The sequence below is a fragment of the Rhizobium sp. 18055 genome, from assembly GCF_902706285.1.
In the GTDB taxonomy this organism is placed as follows: Bacteria; Pseudomonadota; Alphaproteobacteria; order Rhizobiales; family Rhizobiaceae; genus Rhizobium.
The window spans coordinates 39,557-60,306 of record NZ_CACSKD010000002.1 but is presented as its reverse complement, the minus strand read 5'-3'; the positions used below and the strand labels follow the sequence as shown (position 1 = coordinate 60,306).

20 protein-coding genes and 1 riboswitch are annotated in these 20,750 nt (G+C 61.8%); of the genes, 6 read left to right on the top strand and 14 right to left on the bottom strand.

Annotated elements, in window-relative coordinates; genetic code table 11:
• Positions 1-238: 238 nt before the first annotated feature.
• The 5 genes from tgt to coaD form a co-directional block, all read right to left on the bottom strand.
• The gene (gene tgt, locus GVL52_RS03725) at positions 239-1,369 is read right to left on the bottom strand and encodes a tRNA guanosine(34) transglycosylase Tgt (protein ID WP_160004057.1); all 1,131 of its coding nucleotides are present in this window, start codon (positions 1,367-1,369) and stop codon (positions 239-241) included.
• The gene (queA, locus tag GVL52_RS03720) at positions 1,370-2,452 is read right to left on the bottom strand and encodes a tRNA preQ1(34) S-adenosylmethionine ribosyltransferase-isomerase QueA (protein WP_160004056.1); all 1,083 of its coding nucleotides are present in this window, start codon (positions 2,450-2,452) and stop codon (positions 1,370-1,372) included.
• A gap of 86 nt (positions 2,453-2,538) precedes the next feature.
• Positions 2,539-3,048, bottom strand: coding sequence for a peptidylprolyl isomerase (locus tag GVL52_RS03715; RefSeq protein ID WP_160004055.1), 510 nt, complete (start codon positions 3,046-3,048; stop codon positions 2,539-2,541).
• Between the two features lie 26 nt (positions 3,049-3,074).
• Positions 3,075-3,638 (bottom strand): peptidylprolyl isomerase, encoded by a 564-nt coding sequence (locus GVL52_RS03710; RefSeq protein ID WP_160004054.1) that lies wholly within the window; start codon positions 3,636-3,638, stop codon positions 3,075-3,077.
• A gap of 42 nt (positions 3,639-3,680) precedes the next feature.
• Positions 3,681-4,175, bottom strand: a complete 495-nt coding sequence (coaD, locus tag GVL52_RS03705) for a pantetheine-phosphate adenylyltransferase (protein WP_160004053.1) — start codon at positions 4,173-4,175, stop codon at positions 3,681-3,683.
• A gap of 194 nt (positions 4,176-4,369) precedes the next feature.
• On the opposite strand from coaD, the gene GVL52_RS30320 reads away from it, so the two are divergent.
• Positions 4,370-4,546: a hypothetical protein gene (locus GVL52_RS30320; protein WP_200847764.1), complete on the top strand. Its 177-nt coding sequence runs from the start codon at positions 4,370-4,372 to the stop codon at positions 4,544-4,546.
• A 158-nt stretch (positions 4,547-4,704) separates the two neighbouring features.
• Positions 4,705-4,860 carry a hypothetical protein gene (locus tag GVL52_RS30315; protein WP_200847763.1) on the top strand — a complete coding sequence of 52 codons (156 nt, stop codon included), beginning with the start codon at positions 4,705-4,707 and terminating at the stop codon, positions 4,858-4,860.
• Between the two features lie 270 nt (positions 4,861-5,130).
• On the opposite strand, the gene GVL52_RS03700 is transcribed toward GVL52_RS30315, so the two are convergent.
• Genes GVL52_RS03700 through GVL52_RS03680 form a run of 5 tightly spaced genes read right to left on the bottom strand, consistent with a single transcriptional unit; the run spans position 5,131 to position 9,705 of the window.
• A complete protein-coding gene (locus tag GVL52_RS03700; protein WP_160004052.1) occupies positions 5,131-5,619 on the bottom strand; it encodes a GNAT family N-acetyltransferase in 489 nt (162 codons plus the stop codon).
• A gap of 47 nt (positions 5,620-5,666) precedes the next feature.
• Positions 5,667-6,281 (bottom strand): ABC-type transport auxiliary lipoprotein family protein, encoded by a 615-nt coding sequence (locus GVL52_RS03695; RefSeq protein ID WP_160004051.1) that lies wholly within the window; start codon positions 6,279-6,281, stop codon positions 5,667-5,669.
• Between the two features lie 16 nt (positions 6,282-6,297).
• The gene (locus GVL52_RS03690) at positions 6,298-7,668 is read right to left on the bottom strand and encodes an MlaD family protein (RefSeq protein ID WP_160004050.1); all 1,371 of its coding nucleotides are present in this window, start codon (positions 7,666-7,668) and stop codon (positions 6,298-6,300) included.
• 9 nt (positions 7,669-7,677) lie between these two features.
• Positions 7,678-8,526 carry an ABC transporter ATP-binding protein gene (locus tag GVL52_RS03685; RefSeq protein ID WP_160004049.1) on the bottom strand — a complete coding sequence of 283 codons (849 nt, stop codon included), beginning with the start codon at positions 8,524-8,526 and terminating at the stop codon, positions 7,678-7,680.
• Positions 8,527-8,535: 9 nt separating this feature from the next.
• On the bottom strand, positions 8,536-9,705 hold the full coding sequence (locus GVL52_RS03680) for an MlaE family lipid ABC transporter permease subunit (protein WP_200847762.1): 1,170 nt from the start codon (positions 9,703-9,705) through the stop codon (positions 8,536-8,538).
• 98 nt (positions 9,706-9,803) lie between these two features.
• Between GVL52_RS03680 and dgcA the strand changes: the two genes are divergently transcribed.
• Positions 9,804-10,787 (top strand): N-acetyl-D-Glu racemase DgcA, encoded by a 984-nt coding sequence (dgcA, locus tag GVL52_RS03675; protein ID WP_160004047.1) that lies wholly within the window; start codon positions 9,804-9,806, stop codon positions 10,785-10,787.
• On the opposite strand, the gene GVL52_RS03670 is transcribed toward dgcA, so the two are convergent.
• Positions 10,739-11,959 (bottom strand): MFS transporter, encoded by a 1,221-nt coding sequence (locus GVL52_RS03670; protein ID WP_160004046.1) that lies wholly within the window; start codon positions 11,957-11,959, stop codon positions 10,739-10,741. The genes dgcA and GVL52_RS03670 overlap by 49 nt on opposite strands.
• A 160-nt stretch (positions 11,960-12,119) precedes the next feature.
• A complete protein-coding gene (locus GVL52_RS03665) occupies positions 12,120-12,935 on the bottom strand; it encodes a UDP-2,3-diacylglucosamine diphosphatase (RefSeq protein ID WP_160004045.1) in 816 nt (271 codons plus the stop codon).
• Positions 12,936-13,197: 262 nt separating this feature from the next.
• On the opposite strand from GVL52_RS03665, the gene GVL52_RS03660 reads away from it, so the two are divergent.
• Together GVL52_RS03660 and GVL52_RS03655 are read left to right on the top strand one after the other, a co-directional pair.
• Entirely contained in the window at positions 13,198-15,510 is a 2,313-nt protein-coding gene (locus GVL52_RS03660; RefSeq protein WP_160004044.1) for an NADP-dependent malic enzyme, read from the top strand.
• Positions 15,511-15,637: 127 nt separating this feature from the next.
• Positions 15,638-16,744: a DUF2865 domain-containing protein gene (locus GVL52_RS03655; RefSeq protein ID WP_160004043.1), complete on the top strand. Its 1,107-nt coding sequence runs from the start codon at positions 15,638-15,640 to the stop codon at positions 16,742-16,744.
• A 9-nt stretch (positions 16,745-16,753) separates the two neighbouring features.
• On the opposite strand, the gene bluB is transcribed toward GVL52_RS03655, so the two are convergent.
• Positions 16,754-17,440 (bottom strand): 5,6-dimethylbenzimidazole synthase, encoded by a 687-nt coding sequence (bluB, locus tag GVL52_RS03650; RefSeq protein WP_160004042.1) that lies wholly within the window; start codon positions 17,438-17,440, stop codon positions 16,754-16,756.
• A gap of 39 nt (positions 17,441-17,479) precedes the next feature.
• Positions 17,480-17,663, bottom strand: a riboswitch (cobalamin riboswitch).
• 63 nt (positions 17,664-17,726) lie between these two features.
• The gene (locus GVL52_RS03645) at positions 17,727-18,560 is read right to left on the bottom strand and encodes a PD40 domain-containing protein (protein WP_160004041.1); all 834 of its coding nucleotides are present in this window, start codon (positions 18,558-18,560) and stop codon (positions 17,727-17,729) included.
• Between the two features lie 287 nt (positions 18,561-18,847).
• Between GVL52_RS03645 and GVL52_RS03640 the strand changes: the two genes are divergently transcribed.
• On the top strand, positions 18,848-20,743 hold the full coding sequence (locus GVL52_RS03640; protein WP_244619090.1) for an LTA synthase family protein: 1,896 nt from the start codon (positions 18,848-18,850) through the stop codon (positions 20,741-20,743).
• Positions 20,744-20,750: the final 7 nt, after the last annotated feature.

The window sequence follows — 20,750 nt, the reverse complement described above, 5'->3', positions numbered from 1 at the left end:
CCACATTTCATATTTTATTAATATCATACTTACGTGAAATGAAAAGGGCGATACCGAGACTGACGATAAGGGACGACACGACGCGCCAAGACGCTGACGGAGCTTGGCGCCGTCAGGGGTGAAGTCGTCGGAGAACCGGCGAGGCATTTGTGTATGGCAGGCTGGGGCGGATCGTTTGCTGATCCGTTTCATCGACCTGCGGTATGCCTGTGATCAGGCAGCGGCCGTCTGATGCCAATCAGACGGGATCGATATCGCCGCGTGCCCATTCTTCCTGCGTCTCCGCCATGAAGTCGGCAAACCGACCTTCCTCGATCGCCTTGCGGATGCCCTGCATCAGCTCCTGATAATAGGAGAGATTGTTCCAGGAGAGCAGCATGCCGCCGAGCGCCTCGTTGGAGCGCACCAGATGGTGCAGATAGGCCCGCGAATAGTCGCGCGATGCCACGCAGTTGGACTGGTCGTCGAGCGGGCGCATGTCCTCGGCGTGGCGGGCGTTGCGAACATTGACCTTGCCACGGCGGGTGAAGGCCAGGCCATGACGGCCGGAGCGGGTCGGCATCACGCAGTCGAACATGTCGATGCCGCGCGCCACCGAGCGCAGGATATCTTCGGGCGTGCCGACGCCCATCAAATAGCGCGGCTTTTCGGTCGGCAGCACCGGCAGTGTCTCTTCCAGCATCTTCAGCATCACGGCCTGCGGCTCGCCGACGGCAAGCCCGCCGACTGCGTAGCCCTTGAGGTCGAGTTCGGCCAAGGCTGCGGCGGAGCGCACCCGCAGTGCTGGAATGTCGCCGCCCTGAACGATGCCGAACATCGCCTTGCCCGGCTGGGTGCCGAAGGCGACCCTGCAGCGCTCGGCCCAGCGCAGCGACATTTCCATGGCGCGCTCGATCTCGCGGGCTTCGTTCGGAAGCGCCACGCATTCGTCGAGCTGCATCTGGATATCGCTGCCGAGCAGCCCCTGGATCTCGATCGAGCGCTCCGGCGACATGTGGTGCAGGCTGCCGTCGATATGCGACTTGAAGGTGACGCCCTGCTCGTCAAGCTTGCGCAGGCCGGAAAGCGACATCACCTGGAAACCACCCGAATCCGTCAGGATCGGACCCTTCCAGCCAATCAGCTTGTGCAGGCCGCCAAGACGCGCGACGCGCTCGGCTGTCGGCCGCAGCATCAGGTGGTAGGTGTTGCCGAGAATGATATCGGCGCCGCCGTCGCGCACCTGGTCGAGATACATCGCCTTGACGGTGCCGACGGTGCCGACCGGCATGAAAGCCGGTGTGCGGATCGTGCCGCGCGGCATGGAGACTTCGCCAAGACGGGCGCCGGCATCGGTCTTCTTCAGGGTGAACTGGAAATTCTCGGTCATCTAGTCTTTCCGGAAAAGAAGGCTGGAATCGCCGTAGGAATAGAAGCGATAGCCTGTGGCAATGGCGTGGCTGTAGGCGGCATGCATGGTCTCGAAGCCGGCAAAGGCCGAAACCAGCATGAACAGCGTCGAGCGCGGCAGGTGGAAATTGGTCATCAGCACATCGACCGCCTTGAAGCGGTAGCCCGGCGTGATGAAGATACCGGTGGCGCCGGCCCAGCCGCGGATTTCACCGCTGTCCTGGGCGGCACTCTCGATCAGCCGCAGCGAGGTGGTGCCGACGCAGACGATCCGCCCGCCGCGTGCCCTGACGGCATTGAGCTTGGCGGCGATCTCCGAGCTGACATAGCCGCTTTCGAGATGCATCTTGTGATCGTCGGTATCATCGACCTTCATCGGCAGGAAGGTGCCGGCGCCGACATGCAGCGTCACGAAATGCCGCTCGATGCCGGCCTTGTCGAGCGCTGCAAACAGCTCCGGCGTGAAATGCAGCCCGGCCGTGGGCGCGGCAACGGCGCCCTCCTCGCGGGCATAGATTGTCTGGTAGTCGGCACGGTCGCGCGCATCTTCGGCGCGTTTGGCGGCGATATAGGGCGGCAGCGGGATATGGCCGACGGAATGGATGACTTCATCGAGCGCCGGGCCGGAGAGGTCGAAGCAGAGCGTCACTTCGCCGCCATCGCCCTTGTCCTCGACGGTGCAGTCGAGCGTGCCGAGAAGGCAGCTCTCGCCGTCATGGCCAAAGGAGATCCGGTCGCCGATCTTGATGCGCTTGCCGGGCTTGGCAAACGCCTTCCAGCGGTTGGCGCCGACCCGCATGTGCAGCGTCGCGGACACCTGCTGGCCGCCGGCACCGTCGCGGTGGCGGATGCCTTCGAGTTGCGCCGGGATGACCTTGGTATCGTTGAAGACAAGCGCGTCCCCTGCCCGCAGGAATGATGGCAGATCGCCGACATGGTGGTCGGAAAGCACAGTTTCACCATGGGGATCGACGACGAGCAGCCGTGCGCTGTCGCGCGGCTCGGCAGGGCGGAGCGCGATGCGTTCTTCAGGCAGGTCGAAATCGAAAAGGTCTACGCGCATAAGGGCAGTTCCGGGAAGGCAGGTCCAGGCAAAGCGAAACCCGCCCCGCGCTTTCGCGCAAGGGCGGGTTTCTGCAGAAATCACAATCAGACGTCAGCGGCAACCCGCATCGAGACGATCGAATCCGGGTCGACCACTGGTTCGCCCTTCTTGATCTTGTCGATGTTGTCCATGCCTTCGATGACCTGACCCCAGACCGAGTACTGCTTGTTCAGCCACGGAGAATCCGTGAAGCAGATGAAGAACTGCGAGTTGGCGGAGTTCGGGCTCTGCGAACGCGCCATCGAGCAGGTGCCGCGGATGTGGCTGATGGCCGAGAATTCAGCCTTCAGATCAGGCTTTTCGGAACCGCCCATGCCGGCGCGGCCAGGGTTGAAGCTTTCGCCGCCCTTCTTGCCGAACTTCACGTCGCCGGTCTGCGCCATGAAATCGTTGATGACGCGGTGGAAGACGACGCCGTCATAGGCCTTCTCGCGGGCGAGTTCCTTGATGCGGGCAACGTGTTCCGGTGCCACTTCCGGCAGCAGCTGGATGACAACCTTGCCCTTGGTGGTTTCCAGGATGATGGTGTTTTCGGGATCCTTGATCTCGGCCATTCTTCTTCTCCTACTTGTCTTGAAACTTACTTCTTGCCGATGGTGACTTTGACCATCCGGTCTGGATCGGTGACTTCGCCGTTCTGGCCTTCACCCTTCTTGATCTTGTCGACGTTCTCCATGCCCGAGATGACCTTGCCGACAACCGTGTACTGGTTGTTCAGGAACGAGCCGTCAGCGAACATGATGAAGAACTGCGAGTTGGCTGAGTTCGGGTCCTGCGAGCGGGCCATGCCGACCGTGCCGCGCACGAAAGGCGTCTTGGAAAACTCGGCCTGGATATCAGGCATATCGGACCCACCGGTGCCGACCTGCGCCTTGTCGAAGCCCTTTTCCATGTTGCCGAACTTGACGTCGCCGGTCTGGGCCATGAAGCCGTCGATGACGCGGTGGAAGGCAACGTTGTCGTAGGCGCCCTTCTTGGCGAGCGCTTCGATCTGGGCGACGTGCTTCGGCGCAACGTCGGATGCCAGCTCGATCACCACAGGGCCGGTCTTCAGCTGGATCGTCATCGTGTCGGCCGCAAAGGCGTCCCCGGCAAACGAAGCGAGATAGAGCACGCCGGCAAATGCGAGATAAAACAGTTTCATGTGAGCTCCGTTGCGGCGAATTCGCCTGGGATGTGCGCTTGGCTACGACTTGCGCTTGGATTGAAGGGCTTTCAAGACGGCTGCAGGCACGAATGCACTGACATCGCCTCCCATGCCGGCGATTTGACGGACCAATGTGGCAGTTATGGGCCGCGAGGCCGTACCGGCAGGCAAAAACACGGTCTGTATGTCAGGCGCCATCTGCCTGTTCATCCCGGCCATCTGCATTTCATAGTCGAGATCGGTCCCATCGCGCAGACCGCGGATCAGCAGCGACGCTCCATGGCTCCGCGCTGCATCGACCACCAGATTGTCGAACGACACGACGGAAATATTGCCGCCGCTTTCGGGCAGCACTTCGGCCAGCGACGTCAGGATCAGATCGGCCTTCTCCTCGAACGAGAAAAGCGGCGTCTTTCCCGGGTGGATGCCGATCGCGACAATCACCTTGGAAGCGACGTTCAGCGCCTGGACGAGCACGTCCACATGTCCGTTCGTGATCGGGTCGAAGGACCCCGGATAAAAAGCTGTCGTCATCGGTCCGGCCGTTTGTTTCGACGCCTTTTGTCATGGATAAAGCCTTGCCGCAAGTCATTTGCCCCCGATCGGATTGTGGCGACTGAATGCCGGATGAACGGCCCATTCAAGGCCGCTTCAGCCGCCATGCTTATATCAGGATGCATCAACGCCGCCGATGCCATCCCGGTATCGGTTCACCCCTGGAAACCTCGATGCTGATCCTTCTCGTCATCACTGCCGTCGCTGTCTCGCTCGCTGGCGAGTTTCTCTACGCCTACATCGCCGAACTTCGCGACGGCACATGGGTACGGTCCGACGTGAAGGAGCATCATGAGATCGTCCGCGTTATGGGTCGTGTGTCGTTTAAACCGATTAGAGACGACGCATAAACCGATTTAGATAAATGAACGCCAGATGAACGAGGCATTCAAACAGGCTTCAGATCGGCGTTGGTAAACGAGTAGTCAATGTCCTGCGGAACCATTTCCAACCGGACGCGTTCTTTCAATCGAAGCGTTGCGCAAATAGGCGCTACAAGGAAGATGATATGCCAAACAAGATTACCATGATTAATGCAGTATGGATGGTAATGATGACGGGTATGCTTGCAGCAACTATCGCGCTTTACGACCAGAAAGTTGATGCGTCCAAAGTATATGGCCCTTATGCGTCGGCCCGCGCGGCTGTTATGAGCCAATACTGAGGGACGTGAAAGCAAAATCCTGGAGGATTGCTTATGTTCACGATCTTGACTGTGCTTACCGCCCTTATCAGCATCATGTTTATCGTATCTGTGGCGTCAACCGTGACCGCTCTGCGGCGCGAGAACGAAGAAGATAAGAGATTGCAGGGAAAGCATAGCGTCTTTTGATCAGGGCCAATCAGCTCCGCCAGTTACACTGCTGGAAATCGCACTGGAAGAAGAAAGCCGGAGGTCTCGCATCGTCCGGCTTTTTTCATGGGATAAAGGCCATCAGGCAATTCGTCTGACCATGATCAGATCATCGATCTCCCGACCTCCGTCAATGACGCCCGCCGGGATCAGCCCGACGTCCGCAAATCCGGCATTGCGATAGAATTGGATCGCCCTGGTGTTTTCAACACTGGCGGTCAGCTCAAGCTGCCTGATGCCATTTTCCCGCGCATAATCGACAACAAAATCCAGCAGGCTGCCTGCAACGCCGGTGCCACGCATCTCTTTGCGGACATAGACCATGATGATCGTCGCGCGGTGCACCATCTTGCTGGCACGCTGCCTCAGCAACCCCATGATCGCCACCGGCTCGCCGCCATCGAACGATACGAACACCGGATCATCGAGCAGTCGCTGCCGCCAGGCGTCTTCGGACATCTGCTGCCAGTCGGATGTACTGCTGGCAAATGCGGCGGGCTCGGCGCTCAGGGCCTCCATACGGATCTGCCGGAACACATCCACATCGTCTGTGCCAAGCAACCGGATCATCGCACCTCCACGCTGCCGATATTTGTTATCTCAGGCGACGAAGGCGATCAGATCGACTTCAGCGTCCAGTCGACGATCTCGCCGGTCACGCCGGCAAAAGCGCGGTCGAGCGCCTTTACGAAGGCTTCGTTGGAGCCGCCACCGGTAGGAACCGTCTGCGAAAACACCTTTTGCGCCCGCACCGAGCCGTTGCGATCGTTGAGGATCTTGGCTGAAATCTCGACCACCGCCTGGCTGCCGCCACCGGCGCGGATTTCGAAGGCCCTGATATCGGTGACGACCTGATAGTCGATTGCCAGCCCCTGCCCCGGAATGCCGACGCCGCCGAGCTTGCCGGAGTTCTCGAAGGCTTCGACCAGCTTTGCCTGAACCATGCGCGGAAGCTTGTCGCTCCACTGCGCCTTGGCCAGATACTGGATCTCCGACGAAGAGACCTTGATGACGATCTGGTCGCTGCTCAGCGCCTGCAGGGCGGTCGGCTGCTGCACCAGGATCTGCCGACCCTTCATCTGTGGTCCGCTGCCGCTGACCGGCGCGGAAAGATCAAACGTATCGTTCTTGGCTGCCGTTCCGCAGCCGGAAAGCGCCACCGCAAGCAAGGGCATGGCAATCATGGTCTTCAGCAGCCACGAACGACGCACCAACAAATCCGACACAGCCATATGCTGACTTCTCCCGTTAACGCCTGGTCCGGCCGTCATATTGTTTCACTGTGTCCCCGCCGAAGATCAATCGCTGCGGGTCCTTGTCGAAATTGCTGATCGCATCGTTGAGGTTCTGCACGGTCGTGCGCGCATCGTTGATCAGCGCCTGCACGTTCTGCAGGCCACCGCTGGAGAACTTCTGCAGATTGTCGGCAATCGGCCCGATGCGGGCGTTCAGATTGTCGGCGACCTTCTTGAAGGAATCGAGCGTATCGCGCGCCTGGCTGAACATCGATTGCGTGCTGTCGTCGCCGAGCAGCGTGTCGAGCTTGGCGAGGATGCCATCGACGCGGGTCGAGGCGGCATTCAGCTTGTTGGCCATCTGCGTCACGTTCTGGATCGTCGAATCGATGTCCTTCTGATGCGCATTCACCGTGTTGGCCACGTCCTTGATGGAGGCCACGGCCGTACGGGCATCCTTGGTCGCCTGCGAGATGTCCTCGACAGAACCCTTGACCTTGGCCGGATCGATCTGCGCCACCAGCGTATCGACCTTGTCGAGCGTCGCCTGCGCCTTCTTGCCGAAGTCGTTGTAGGTGGCCGCGGTTTCCTCGAATTTCTGGATGGCGCTCTTCAGGCCACCGGAGGCATCGGCAACATTCTTGCTCACCGTCTCGGCATTGGTCAGGATCGTGTCGACCTTCTTGGCATCCACCGCCTTGACCAGCGCCTCGACCGCCTCAAGCGTCGAGTTGACCCGACCGGACACGTTGCGAACGGTCTCGGACAGTTGCCCGACGCTCTGCAGGAACGCATCGATATTGCCGGAATTCTTCGCCAGCGCGTCCGAGAAGGTCTCGGCATTCTGCAATGTCTTGGTCAGCGGCCCGCGGGCGTCCTTGACGAAGCCCTGCACCTGGCCGACCGCATCATTGGCGCGGTCGAGGATCTTGTCGGCGGTCGCCAGCAGGTTGGTGACGCTCGACTGGTCGGCGACGATCACCGCCCGTTTGCCTGAGTCCATCGCCTCCTGCAGGATATTCTTCTCGCCCACACGGCCACCCGACAGTTCGATATAGGCAGCGCCCGTCAGGCCCTGGATCTCGAGGATGGCTTTGGTGGTCGGATAGATCGGCGAATCCACCCGCACCTCGGTAAAGGCCAGCGAGAATTGCGGATCGTCGGCGTCGATCGATAGCGATTGCACCGCGCCGACCTGAATGCCGTTGAAGCGCACCGGCGAGCCGACGCTGAGGCCGTTAGCCGAGCCCGGAATGCGGACGATCAGCTCGGCCATCGGGCCGCCACGACCATACTCGGCCATCCAGTAAACGAAGCCGAATGCAGCCGCGATGACCAGGACCGTGAAGAAGCCGACGATTGTGTAGTTCGCTTTGGTTTCCATCTTATCCGCTCACTTCCCGCGGCTATCTTGCGCCAGCCTGTAGTCGGCTGTGGCGTGGCTATGCTGCGGCACGATCGAACGTGCCCGCTTGCCCTTGAAATAAGCCTGAACCCAAGGGTCGTCATAGGCCAGCATGTCTTCGATCGTCCCCTCGACCATCACCTTCTTCTTGCCCAGCACCGCAATGCGGTCGCAGACGGAAAACAGGCTGTCGAGGTCGTGTGTCACCATGTAGACCGTCAATCCCAGCGTATCGCGGAGCTTGGCGATCAGGTCGTCGAATTCGGCGGCGCCGATCGGGTCGAGGCCCGATGTCGGCTCGTCGAGGAACACCAGTTCCGGATCGAGCGCCAGGGCGCGGGCCAGTGCCGCGCGCTTGATCATGCCGCCCGAGAGCTCCGAAGGATACTTGTCGGCAGCATCCGCTGCCAGTCCCACCAGCCGGATCTTCAGATGCGCCAGTTCGTCCATCAGCGACGTCGGCAGATCGAGATACTCGCGCATCGGAACCTGGATGTTTTCCTTGACGGTCAGCGACGAAAACAGCGCGCCCTGCTGGAACAGAACCCCGAGCCGCATATCCAGCGCGTTGCGCTGCGGCTCGTCGAGTTCGTCGAAATCCTGGCCGAGGATCTTGATCTGGCCGGAGCGGCGCGGCAGCAGGCGCAGCACGGTGCGCATCAGCACCGACTTGCCGGTGCCCGATGCGCCGACGAAGCCGAGGATCTCGCCCTTGTAGATATCGAGGTTGAGATTATCGAGAACGATCTTCGACCCAAAGCCAACGGTGACGTCGCGCGCCGAAAGCACGATGTCTCGCCCTGCCTCATCCCTGGTCGTTGTCTGCTGTTCGTCCACGCAAAATCCCTAAAAATTAATAGCGGCATAGAACATGGCGAAGAGCCCGTCCATGAGAATGACGACGAAGATCGCCTTCACCACCGCCGACGTCACATGCTGTCCCAGCGATTCGGCGCTGCCACCTACCTTTAAGCCTTCGACGGCCGCGACGATACCGATAACCAGCGCCATGAACGGCGCCTTGATCATCCCGGAGAGTACCGTCGACAGCGTGATGGCTTCATGCAGGCGGGCGATGAAGTTGGCGAAGGTGATGCCCGAATAGCCCCAGGCGACGACGGCTGCGCCAAACAGCGAGGCGAAGTTCGCCAGCACCGTCAGCAGCGGCAGGGCCACGGTCAGCGCCACCAGGCGCGGGAAGATCAGCACGCCGATCGGGTTCAGACCCATCACCTTCAGCGCATCGACCTCTTCGCGCATCTTCATCGAGCCGATTTCGGCGGTGATGGCGCTGCCGGAGCGGCCGGCGATCATGATGGCGGTCAGGAGCACGCCGATTTCGCGCAATTGCAGGATGCCGACCAGATCGACGACAAACACTTCGGCGCCGAAGTAGCGCAGCTGGAACGCCCCCTGCTGCGCGATGATCGCGCCGATCAGGAACGACATCAGCAGAATGATCGGCACGGCGCGAACGCCCATATGGTCGATCTGGTTGATGATCGAGGCCGGCGACACGCCGCTGCCCCGACCGAATTTCATCTGCGCGCCGCGCACGGCAGAGCCGAGAATATACATCGCCGCCGAGATGTTGTCCCAGAGGTCGTAGATCAGCTTGCCGATCGGCGCGAACAGCCTTTCCTGCAACGAGCGCGCCCGCGCCGGCTCGACCTCCGGCTTGGCAGGCTCTTCGGAAAACGTTTCGATCAGCTCGTCGATATGCGGATTGCTGCCCTCGATCTTCACCGCGCCGCCGGCATCCTCGACCTGCTTCTTCAGCCGGCACAGCAGCCAGACGCCAGCGGTGTCGATATCCGTGATGCTGGAGAGATCGAGCGTCAGGTCGCTGCCGCTGTGCGCGGAAAGCTTGTCGAAATCCTTGAGGACGAGATGGATGTTGGCGCTTCGCCAGTTTCCCTCGAGATGCACGCGCGTATCCGAGCCATTTGCCTGGTCGTCCACATGCAGTGAGGCGGCGTTACGGTTTTCGGACTTCAAAATGCTTGTGTCTCTCAAGGCTTACGGCGACATTGCCGACTCGCGAACCAAGGTTCGCCGCTCGCAACCAATATAACGATACCGCGCCAGATTTCCATGCGTGGAGGATTGCAATTATGCCACGGTCGCTCGAAATTCAGACGGACTCATTTCCGATTGCAGGCACATTCACGATTTCGCGCGGCACCAAGACCAGCGCCGAGGTGATCGTCTGCGTCATCCACGAGGCTGGTTTCACCGGCCGCGGCGAATGCGTGCCCTATCGTCGCTACGGCGAAACCATGGAAAGCGTCGGCGCCCAGATCGAGGCTGCCCGTCCGCTGATCGAAGCCGGGCTCTCCCGGCTCGATCTCCTGCACGCCATGCCACCGGGCGCCGCCCGCAATGCCGTCGATTGTGCATTGTGGGATCTCGAAGCCAAGCGCGCCGGCACCTCGGTCGCCGCCCTGCTCGGTCTCGACACGCTGCATGCGCTGACCACCGCCTTCACGATTTCGCTGGGCGAACCCGCGGTGATGGCCGAACAGGCCCGTGCCAATGCCGGCCGCGCGCTGCTCAAGGTGAAGGTCGGTACCGGCGACGACGAGAGCCGGATCCGCGCCGTGCGCGCCGCCGCCCCCGACACATCGATCATACTCGACGCCAACGAAGGCTGGCCCGAGGAAACGCTGGCGCATCACCTGCGCGTTGCGGCCGACGCCGGCATTGCCCTGGTGGAACAGCCGCTCCCGGCAGGCAAGGACGAGATGCTCGCCGAGATCGAACGCCCGATCCTGGTCTGCGCCGACGAAAGCGTCCACCACACCGGCGATCTCGCCAGTCTGCGTGATCGCTACGACGCCATCAACATCAAGCTCGACAAGACGGGCGGCTTGACCGAAGCGCTGGCGATGAAGCTGGAAGCGCAGCGGCTCGGCTTCCAGATCATGCTCGGCTGCATGGTCGGCACCTCGCTCGCCATGGCGCCGGCGGTTCTCCTGGCCCAGGATGTGGAATTCGTCGATCTCGATGGCCCGTTGCTGCTGGCGCGTGATCGCCAGCCCGGCCTGCGCTATGCCGGCTCGCTCGTCTGGCCGCCGGAAGCGACGCTCTGGGGCTGAAGATAGTAGGCGACGATGATCAGCCCCAGGCCGACCACGGCAGCCAGCGCCATGACGTAATAGCTCGCCATGCCGAGGAAGGCATAGAGATAGCCCGATGCAATGGTCATCAGGCCCATGAACATGCCGTTGTAGAAGAAATAGGCCCCCTGCGCCGACGATTCCTGTGTCGCCTGCACCGAGGCAATGATCCGGCGCTGCACGCCGGTGTGCACGAAGGCGAAGCTGAAGGCATGCAGACATTGCAGCAGGAAGAAGCCGGCAAAGCCCCAATGCATCGGAAACAACAGCCAGCGGCAGACGCAGACACCGGCGCCGAAGCGGATCAGCGTCCACGCATCGAAGTGCCGGCTGATCCGTTTCGACAGGAAGAACACCGTCACCTCGGCCGCAACGCCCGCACTCCACAGCACCGCAATCTGCGTCCCCGAGAAGCCGAGCTCGTGCCAGTAGATCGACGCGAAGGCATAGAGCAGGCCATGGCTCGATTGCTGGATGGCGACACCGATCAGGAGCACCAACAGATGCGGCTGCCGGAGCGAACTCCCGGTTGCCTGCTGCAGATCTACAGGCGTGCCGCGCCGCCGCGTCGGGCCGATGCGCGGACAGTAGATCGCCATCACCATGGTCATGACGAAGCCGAAGATCATCACCGGCAGCACCATCTGCCCGCCCCAGCGGCCGATCAGCTGTCCGCCAACGAGCGTCGAGGCGATGAAGGCGACGGAGCCCCAGACGCGCATCGATCCGTAATCGAGGCCCCAGCGCCGAACACCTGAAATGACGATCGATTCGACCACCGGAATATAGGGAGAAAAAGTGGCGCCCTGGATGGTGTAGACGATCAGCACCGGCCAGAACGTGTGGGTCCAGTAGAGCGCAATGGCGGTCAGCAGCGACAGACCACCGGAGAACACAAGCACATCCGCCCGCTCCTTCATCCGGTCGGCATACATGGCAACGATAGGCGCCACCAGCACCCGCACCACCATCGGCACAGCAAGGAGGATGCCGATCTCGTGGTCGTTGAACCTGTGCATCGCCAGCCAGACCGGGAAGAACGGCAGCACAACGCCGTTGACCAGCAGCGGCGCACAATAGGAGAGCGCACTGAGCAGCCTGAAATGCGCGGGCGCGGCCTCGGAAAAGGAGGCATTCTGGGCGGGAATCATCGGTGTGACCTGAAGGAAACTTGCGTGTTGCCTAACATGTCGCCCGAAGGCCGACTATGGCGAGATATAGCCTTCCAAACCGATTTCAAAAATAAACGAAAACTGTCGCGCTAGGGCAACGACAGCAGGCGCAACATCGATCTCGCACCCGCGAGATCGATCAGGCGGCCTGCTGTGCAAGCTCCCGCTTCGGATGATGCTCGAGGGCCAGAGGCGCCTGCTGTTCGACCACACCGCCGATGGTGCGCCATTCGATCAGTTCGAAGGTGCCGTCCTCATGCTCGGCAATCGCCGTGCAGCTTTCGACCCAGTCGCCGGTATTGATGTAGCGGATGCCTTCCATGTCCTCCATGACGGCATGGTGGATATGGCCGCAGATGACGCCGTCGGCGCCGTGCTTGCGGGCTTCTTCGGCAACGATCTTCTGGAACTCGCCGATGAAGTTGACGGCATGCTTGACCTGCAGCTTGGCCCAGGCGGAGAACGACCAGTACGGCATGCCGAGCTTGCGGCGGACCGCTGCCAGGCCGATATTGATCACGATCGCCATGTCGTAGGCCCAGTCGCCGAGATAGGCGAGCAGCCGGGCATTGCGCACCACGACGTCGAATTCGTCGCCATGCAGCACCAGGTATTTCTTGCCGTCGGCGGCTTCGTGCATCATCCGCTCGGCCACTTCGATGCCGCCGAAATGCATGCCGGGAAAGTCGCGCAGGAATTCGTCGTGATTGCCGGGGATATAGACGATCCGCGTTCCCTTGCGCGCCTTGCGCAGCAGCTTCTGGATCACGTCGTTGCAGTCCTGTGGCCAGTACCAGCTGCGCTTCAGGCGCCAGCCATCGACGATATCCCCGACCAGAAACATCGTGTCGGCCTCATGATACTTCAGGAAGTCGAGCAGGAAATCGGCCTTCGCGGCTTTGGAGCCGAGATGCACGTCGGAAATGAAGAGCGTCCGGAAGTGGCGGGTATCCATATTATCCTTCACAGGCATTTCGCCCGTGCCCCATGCTTCATCTATGCCCCTGAAAACCAGACTCGTGTTTCAGGAAGATGACATGGCCGTGATCACCGGAGATTCTGTCACAAATGCCGGGCGCGCGCCGCTCCCCGGCAGCAGTCGCGTCACATTCGCACTGATTTTGCAAATGTAACCGAAATTCTCACTGTTACCGCCTTTCGATTGATGTATTGAAAGCGCTCCGAAGACAGCATGTGCGGCAGCCCGGAGGCTTATGATGGATCACAGCGACAAACCGAAGACGGACAACAACGCGGCAGGCGGAAGCCTCGATGAGCAGGCGCTGTTCTTCCACCGCTATCCCCGTCCCGGCAAGATCGAGATCCAGGCAACCAAGCCGCTCGGCAACCAGCGCGATCTGGCACTGGCCTATTCGCCCGGCGTCGCCGCCCCCTGTCTCGCCATCCGCGACAACCCGGAAACGGCAGCCGACTACACGTCGCGCGCCAATCTGGTGGCCGTGATTTCCAACGGCACGGCCGTTCTCGGCCTCGGGAATATCGGCCCGCTGGCCTCCAAGCCTGTCATGGAAGGCAAGGCGGTCCTCTTCAAGAAATTCGCCAACATCGACGTCTTCGACATCGAAGTGGATGCATCGACGGTCGAGCAGATGGTGTCCACCGTCGCCTCGCTGGAACCCACCTTCGGCGGCATCAACCTTGAGGATATCAAGGCGCCGGAATGTTTCGAGATCGAGCGCCAGCTGCGCGAGAAGATGAAGATCCCGGTCTTCCACGACGACCAGCACGGCACCGCGATCATCGTCGCCGCCGCGATCCTGAACGGCCTCGAACTGGCCGGCAAGAAGATCGAAGACGTCAAGATCGTTGCCTCTGGCGCTGGCGCCGCGGCACTCGCCTGCCTCAACCTCCTCGTCACGCTGGGCGCCCAGCGCAAGAACATCTGGGTCCACGACCTCGAAGGCCTGGTCTATGAAGGCCGCGTCGAGCTGATGGACGAGTGGAAGAGCGTCTACGCCCAGAAGAGCGACAACCGCGCGCTGGCCGACAATATCGGCGGTGCCGACGTCTTCCTCGGCCTGTCTGCCGCCGGCGTCCTGAAGCCGGAACTTCTGGCGCAGATGGCCGAAAAGCCGCTGATCATGGCGCTCGCCAATCCGAACCCAGAAATCATGCCGGATCTCGCCCGCGCCGCCCGCCCGGACGCGATGATCTGCACCGGCCGCTCGGACTTCCCGAACCAGGTCAACAACGTCCTCTGCTTCCCGTTCATCTTCCGCGGCGCGCTCGATTGCGGAGCCGTGACGATCAACGAGGAAATGAAGATGGCGGCCGTGCGCGCCATCGCATCGCTCGCCCGCGAGGAACCATCGGACGTTGCCGCCCGCGCCTATTCCGGCGAGACGCCGATCTTCGGACCCAACTACCTGATCCCCTCGCCGTTCGATCCGCGCCTGATCCTGCGGATCGCCCCGGCTGTTGCCAAGGCCGCTGCAGAGAGCGGCGTCGCGCTTCGCCCGATCGCCGATTTCGACGCTTATCTCGATGAGTTGAACCGCTTCGTCTTCCGCTCAGGCTTCGTCATGAAGCCGATCTTTGCGGCAGCCAAGAATGCCGAGAACAAGCGCGTGGTCTTCTCCGAAGGCGAAGACGAGCGCGTGCTGCGCGCCGCCCAGGTGCTGCTCGAAGAAGGCATCGCCAAGCCGATCCTGATCGGCCGCCCGCAGGTCATCGAGACCCGCCTGAAGCGCTACGGTCTGCGCATCCGGCCGCTCGCCGATTTCGACGTGATCAACCCGGAAGACGATCCGCGCTTCCGCGAATATGTCGATCTCTATCTGTCGCTGGTCGGTCGCCGCGGCGTCATCCCGGAAGCGGCCCGCACCATCGTCCGCACCAATGCCACCGTCATCGGCGCGCTGGCGCTGAAGCGCGGCGAAGCCGATGCGCTGATCTGCGGTCTCGAAGGCCGTTATGAAAAGCACCTGCGCGACGTTCGACAGATCATCGGCAAGCGCAAGGACGTCCGCGATTTCTCGGCTCTCAGCCTGCTGATCTCGCAGCGCGGCGCGACCTTCTTCACCGATACCTATGTCACCTTCAACCCGACCGCGGAGGAAGTGGCGGAGTCCGCTGTTCTGGCGGCGGAAGAAATCAAGCGCTTCGGCATCACGCCGCGCGCCGCCCTCGTCTCGCATTCGAATTTCGGTTCGCGCGAATCGGAAAGCGCCACCAAGATGCGCAACGCCCTGCAGCTGGTTCGCGACGCGGCGCCCGATCTGGAGGTCGATGGCGAAATGCACGGTGAAAGCGCCATCTCCGACGCCCTGCGCAAGCGCGTCATGCCGAACACCACGCTGCACGACGAAGCCAACCTGCTGGTGTTCCCGAACCTCGATGCGGCGAACATCACGCTCGGCGTCGTCAAGTCGATGACCGATGGCCTGCATGTCGGCCCGATCCTGCTGGGTGCAGCGATGCCGGCCCATATCCTGGCCCCGTCGGTCACGTCGCGCGGCGTCGTCAACATGGCAGCGCTGGCGGTGGTCGAGGCATCACAGCCGGCGTGATTTGCCAGAAACGCTGAGAATGCGTTAGGCTTTCAGCGGCAGCTTGTTAAGACAAGCAGGTTATATCAAGGGGCGGGCCACGGTCCGCCCTGATCCATTGGTATTTGCTCATCCGCGGGACGATGCCTTGAAACGCCGGAATTTGGCCGCAGCACTCCTGATTGCCCTATCGGCCCCTGCCTATGCGCAGGTCGCGCCGATCTGCGGCGACCTGCGCGCCCGGTTGGCGACGATGCCGGAAACAATCGGCAGCACCCCCGAAGTCCGCAAATTCGCCGGCGCCATCACCGAACAGAACCTCGAGCTTCGCAAGCTCCGCAGCGACATGCGCCGCAACGGCTGCACCAGCGGCAGCATGGTGGTGATCGGCGGCGACAATGCGGGCTACTGCGGCGAACTGGAGCAGGCCGAATCGCGGATGCTCGACAACATCACCGATCTGCAGATGCGCCGCGACCAGATGCGCTCCGACAGCGCCGATGCAAGGGTGCGCAACCAGCTGCTCGCAGCCCTCGACGAGAACAACTGCAACGCACCGGTCCAGTATGACGACCCGCAATATGCCGAGCCACCCAGCATCAACGACCAGGCGATGCGCGACGACACCTTCATTCCGCTCGACGGCGGCGAGGGTCGCCGCTCCTATTATGCAGCACCCGGTTACGCAGCGCCGGGCGGCCAGACCCTGTCGCACCTCAATACCGTCTGCGTGCGCACCTGCGACGGCGGCTTCTTTCCGATCCGCTCGAATGCCACCTCGTTCGACTTCGCCCGCGACGCCAGCACCTGCCAGCAGATGTGCCCTGGGATCGAGACCGAGCTGTTCTATCACGACGTCTCCAGCGGCGAGACGGAGAGCATGACTTCGGCATCGACCGGTGCGCCCTACAGCGCCATGCCGAACGCCTTTGCCTACAAGAACCGCAAGCCCGGAGAAAAGACCTCCTGCAGCTGCAACCTGCCCGCCTATTACGAACAGATGCGCAGGAACCAGTCGGCAAGCGCGCCGCCGCCACAGGGGTCGATCACCACGATCGAAACCAGCAAGCCCGACACACCGGTCGCGACACCCGAACCGGCGCCACAGGCGCAGGTCCCCGATCGCCCCTATGACCCAGCGGCCGGCAAGGTGCGCCAGGTCGGGCCGCAATTCCTCGCCGGCGAGCAGGGCGCCATCGACCTGAAGAACCCCGCCACGCAGGGCGCCCAGCCGCAGCAGCCGCAAAAGCAGTAGTTTTCCGCGCTATTCGCCATTGCCCCAGCGATCGGCAAACACCAGTTCCTCCAGCGGCAACCGTTGCCGCCAGCCTTTGACGGCGAGTTCAGGCTGATCGTAAAGCTGGTCGACATAGCCGATGCACAACCACGCAACGATCTCGATCCGCTCGGGTACGCCAAGCACCCGCTTCAGGTCTGCCTCGTGGAAGATGCTGACCCAGCCGACGCCGATGCCCTCGGCCCGGGCTGCCAGCCACAGGTTCTGCACCGCGCAGACGGTCGAGTAGGAATCCATCCGCGGATTGTGCGTTCGCCCCAGAACCACATCGCCGCAGCGATCCGGATCGCAGGTGACGCAGATGCCGACAGGTGCGGTGCGGATGCCCTCGAGCTTCAGCGATCGATAGGTTTGTTGCTGGTCGCCGGAAAACATCTCCGTTGCCTCGGCATTGGCACGGCTGAACGCCTCCCATACCTGCGACCGCACAGCAGCATCTCGCACCACGATGAAATTCCACGGCTGCATGAAGCCGACGGACGGCGCGTGATGCGCGGCCTCCAGCAACCGGCCGACGACATCGTCGGGCACGGGATCGGAGAGAAATTCCGAGCGCACGTCGCGCCGGGTTTCGATGGCTCGGTAAACGGCTTCGCGTTCGCTGACCGAAAAGGCACCGGCTCTCGTCAGAAAGCCAGATTGGTCTGGTCGCATCGTCAATCCCCAACAACACAACCGGCCGCTGTCCAGGCGGTCAGTCTATGAGTGTCGGGCCGGTCTTCTGACTTGGCGTCGTCCGTCTGCCGCACCTTCCCGGCAAAAAGCCAGTGGCATCAAGCGGCAGTCGTCAGCCTTACAGCGTTGGGCACGTTTCGGTCTTGCACCGAATTCCCGATTCTCCCGCAAGCCTGCGGGCACCCGACGCGCCACCTATGCCGCCAAAAGCGATGAGATGCAATCACTCAGCCAAGGACGAGGTGCTCAGCCAAGGACGGGGTACTCAGGTCTCCACCGGAAAATAGCGGACATAGGCGAACTCGTCACCATCAGGTGACCAGTTGGGCACATTGATCGACCCCTGCCCGCCGAACAGCTCGAACAGCGTCCTGATATTGCCGCCGTCCATGTCCATCATCCGCATAAGGACGTGCTTGTCGCGCGGATGATCGAACACATCGGGATCATAGGAGATCAGCAGCACCTTGTCGTTGTCGGGCGACGGATGCGCAAACCAGTTGCCGTGATTGTCGTGGGTCACCTGCTCCAGCCCGGTGCCGTCAGGATGAATGCGCCAGATCTGCATCAGGCCGGTGCGGCTGGAATTGAAGTAGATCCACTGCCCGTCGAACGAGTAGTCCGGCCCGTCATTGCGCCCCTCGCCATGCGTCAACCGCCGCTCTTCGCCGCCTGTCACATCGATCGTGTAGAGGTCGAAGAGGTCGCCGCGGATGCCGCAATAGGCGAGTTCCTGGCCGTCGGGCGACCAGCCGTGCCAATAGGACGGGTGGTTGGTGGTGACCAACTTGGGCGTGCCGCCGTCGATCGGCAGCGTATAGATCGCCGACTTGCCGAACTCGACCTTGTCGGAGATGACAATCTGCGTTCCGTCAGGCGAGATGCCGTGGTCGTTGTTGCAGGCCGTTGCAAAACCGGTCTCGACCTTCTCCACCGCCGTCGAGCCATCCAGCGCCAGCCGGTAGAGAAGCCCTTCGTCGTTCAGCAGCAGATAACTGCCATCAGGCGCGAAATTCGGCGCTTCGACCAGCCTTTCGGTCTGCCAGATGATCCGGGCCTCGCCTGTCCTGATGTTGTAGATCTCGACGGAACTGCGCATGCAAACCCTCCTGAAACGCGGACGCGGTCCCTGACCTACGCCACCCGGCAGGAGCGTGCAAGGATGCGCAGTCATCTCGTCGCGCGGTCGGTTTTGGCGGGCGCGGTGCGATGCCCGGCCGCCGCAGACAACCTGACGCTGAAAACAGTGTGATCAAAAAAGCGTTAACGGCACGAAACAACTGTGGTTCATCTGGCGTTCATGACGGAGATGTGACAGTTCGGTGACGTTATGATGACACTGGAGTTCCGCCGTTGATCGCGCAAGTTTTGAGGTCCGGAGCGGCAATGCGCGTCGCGGCGCTGTATGGCGGCGCCGGTGCGGATGCACGCCCATCCATCCTGCGTGGCGCAACCGCCATTGGGCTGACCGTTGCAATGGCGCTGCTTGCAACCTTCTCGGTCGAAGTGATCGCCCGCGGCGGCGTGGCCGATGTCGGCGACTTCCTGACATCGACGGCACGCCCGGGGATGACAACGGTGTTGATGCTGACGGTGCTCATGCTCTGCGTCGATGCGGCGCTTGGCCGCCGTTTCCTGTCGGCCCTGATCGTCGTGCCGCTGGTGCTGGTTCCGGCGCTGGTCTCCAACCAGAAACAGCACTATCTCTCCGATCCGCTCTATCCCTCCGACATGCTGTTCGGCCGCCAGATCCTCGAACTGCTGCCGGTGATGGTGCGCGATCGGCCGTTCACCGCCGTTGCGGTCGCAGCAGGCATTGTGCTCTCCGTCGCCGGTCTGGTGCTGGCATGGCGCTATGCCTGGCGCCGCCTGCCTGCAATGGCAACCCGCAATCGCCTGCGCAATCTCTGCCTGACGCTGCCTATCATTGCCGCCTTCGGCTCGCTGATGGATTACTCGCAGTATTCCTATATCCGCGACCGCCTGCAGGTGGTGCCGATGATGTGGGACCAGAAGGAAAACTACCGCAGCAACGGCTTCATCCTGGCCTTCATCTTCAACGTGCCGATGGCCGATGTCGCCTCGCCGGCCGGTCTGAATGCGCAGGCCCTCGACGCCATCCCGTCGCGCAATTACGGCTATCTCACGGGCCCAAGCGAAAAGCCTGACGTCATCATGCTGATGAGCGAATCCTTCTGGGATCCGACCCGTCTGAAGACGCTCAAATTCTCCGAAGATCCAATGCCGAATATCCGCGCGGCCCAATCCGGCCATGTCTTCTCACCGGAATTCGGCGGCATGACCGCCAATGTCGAGTTCGAGGCGCTGACCGGCTTCTCCAACGCCTTCCTGCCCTACGGCAGCATTCCCTACCAGCAGTATATCCGCAACGACGTGCCGTCGCTTGCCACCTTCTTCCGTGGCGAAGGCTATGCGGCCCGCGCGCTGCATCCCTTCAGCGGCTGGTTCTGGAACCGCAACGAGGTCTACAAGGATTTCGGCTTCGAGGAGTTCCGCACCGAAGAGACCATGCCGACCATGGAAAAGCGCGGCATCTTCGCCTCCGACGACAGCCTGATGAAGGAGATCATGCAGGAGGCTGACGGCATGGATCGGCCGTTCTTCTTCTTCGCGGTCACCCTGCAGGGACACGGCCCCTACGAGGCCAACCGCTACGCCAACAACTCGATCGACATCAAGGGCAATCTGACCGATGCCGATCGCGCCACGCTCGCGACCTACACCCAGGGCGTCAAGGAAGCCGACGAGAGCTTCAGGATGCTGACCGAGTGGGCGTCAAAGCGCGAGCGCGAAACCATCATCGTGCTCTGGGGCGACCACCTGCCGCCGCTCGGCAATGTCTACATGGATACCGGCTACATGCCCGATCAGGTCGCCACCCGCCGGGCGTCCGTCAGCGTCATGAAGCAGGAGCACGAGACGCCGCTGGTGATCTGGTCGAACAAGAAGGGCGTGAAGCAGAATGTCGGCACCATCAGCCCATCGCAGCTGCCTTATCACCTGCTGAAATTTGCCGGCTACGAGCATCCCTATTACACCGGCTTCCTCGGCCGCGTGCAGAAGAAGTACCCGATCGTCGATCGCTACCAGCTGGTCGCCCGCGACAACACCGCGTCGCCCGACTGGCTGCGCGACGCCAAGAGCATCGATCCGCTGGTGCGTGACTATCGCTATCTCCAGCACGACATCATGTTCGGCAAGGCGCAGACCGTCGAGCGGTTCTTCCCGCAGCATTCGTGGCTGCACCACGAAGGCTCATAGGATCGCG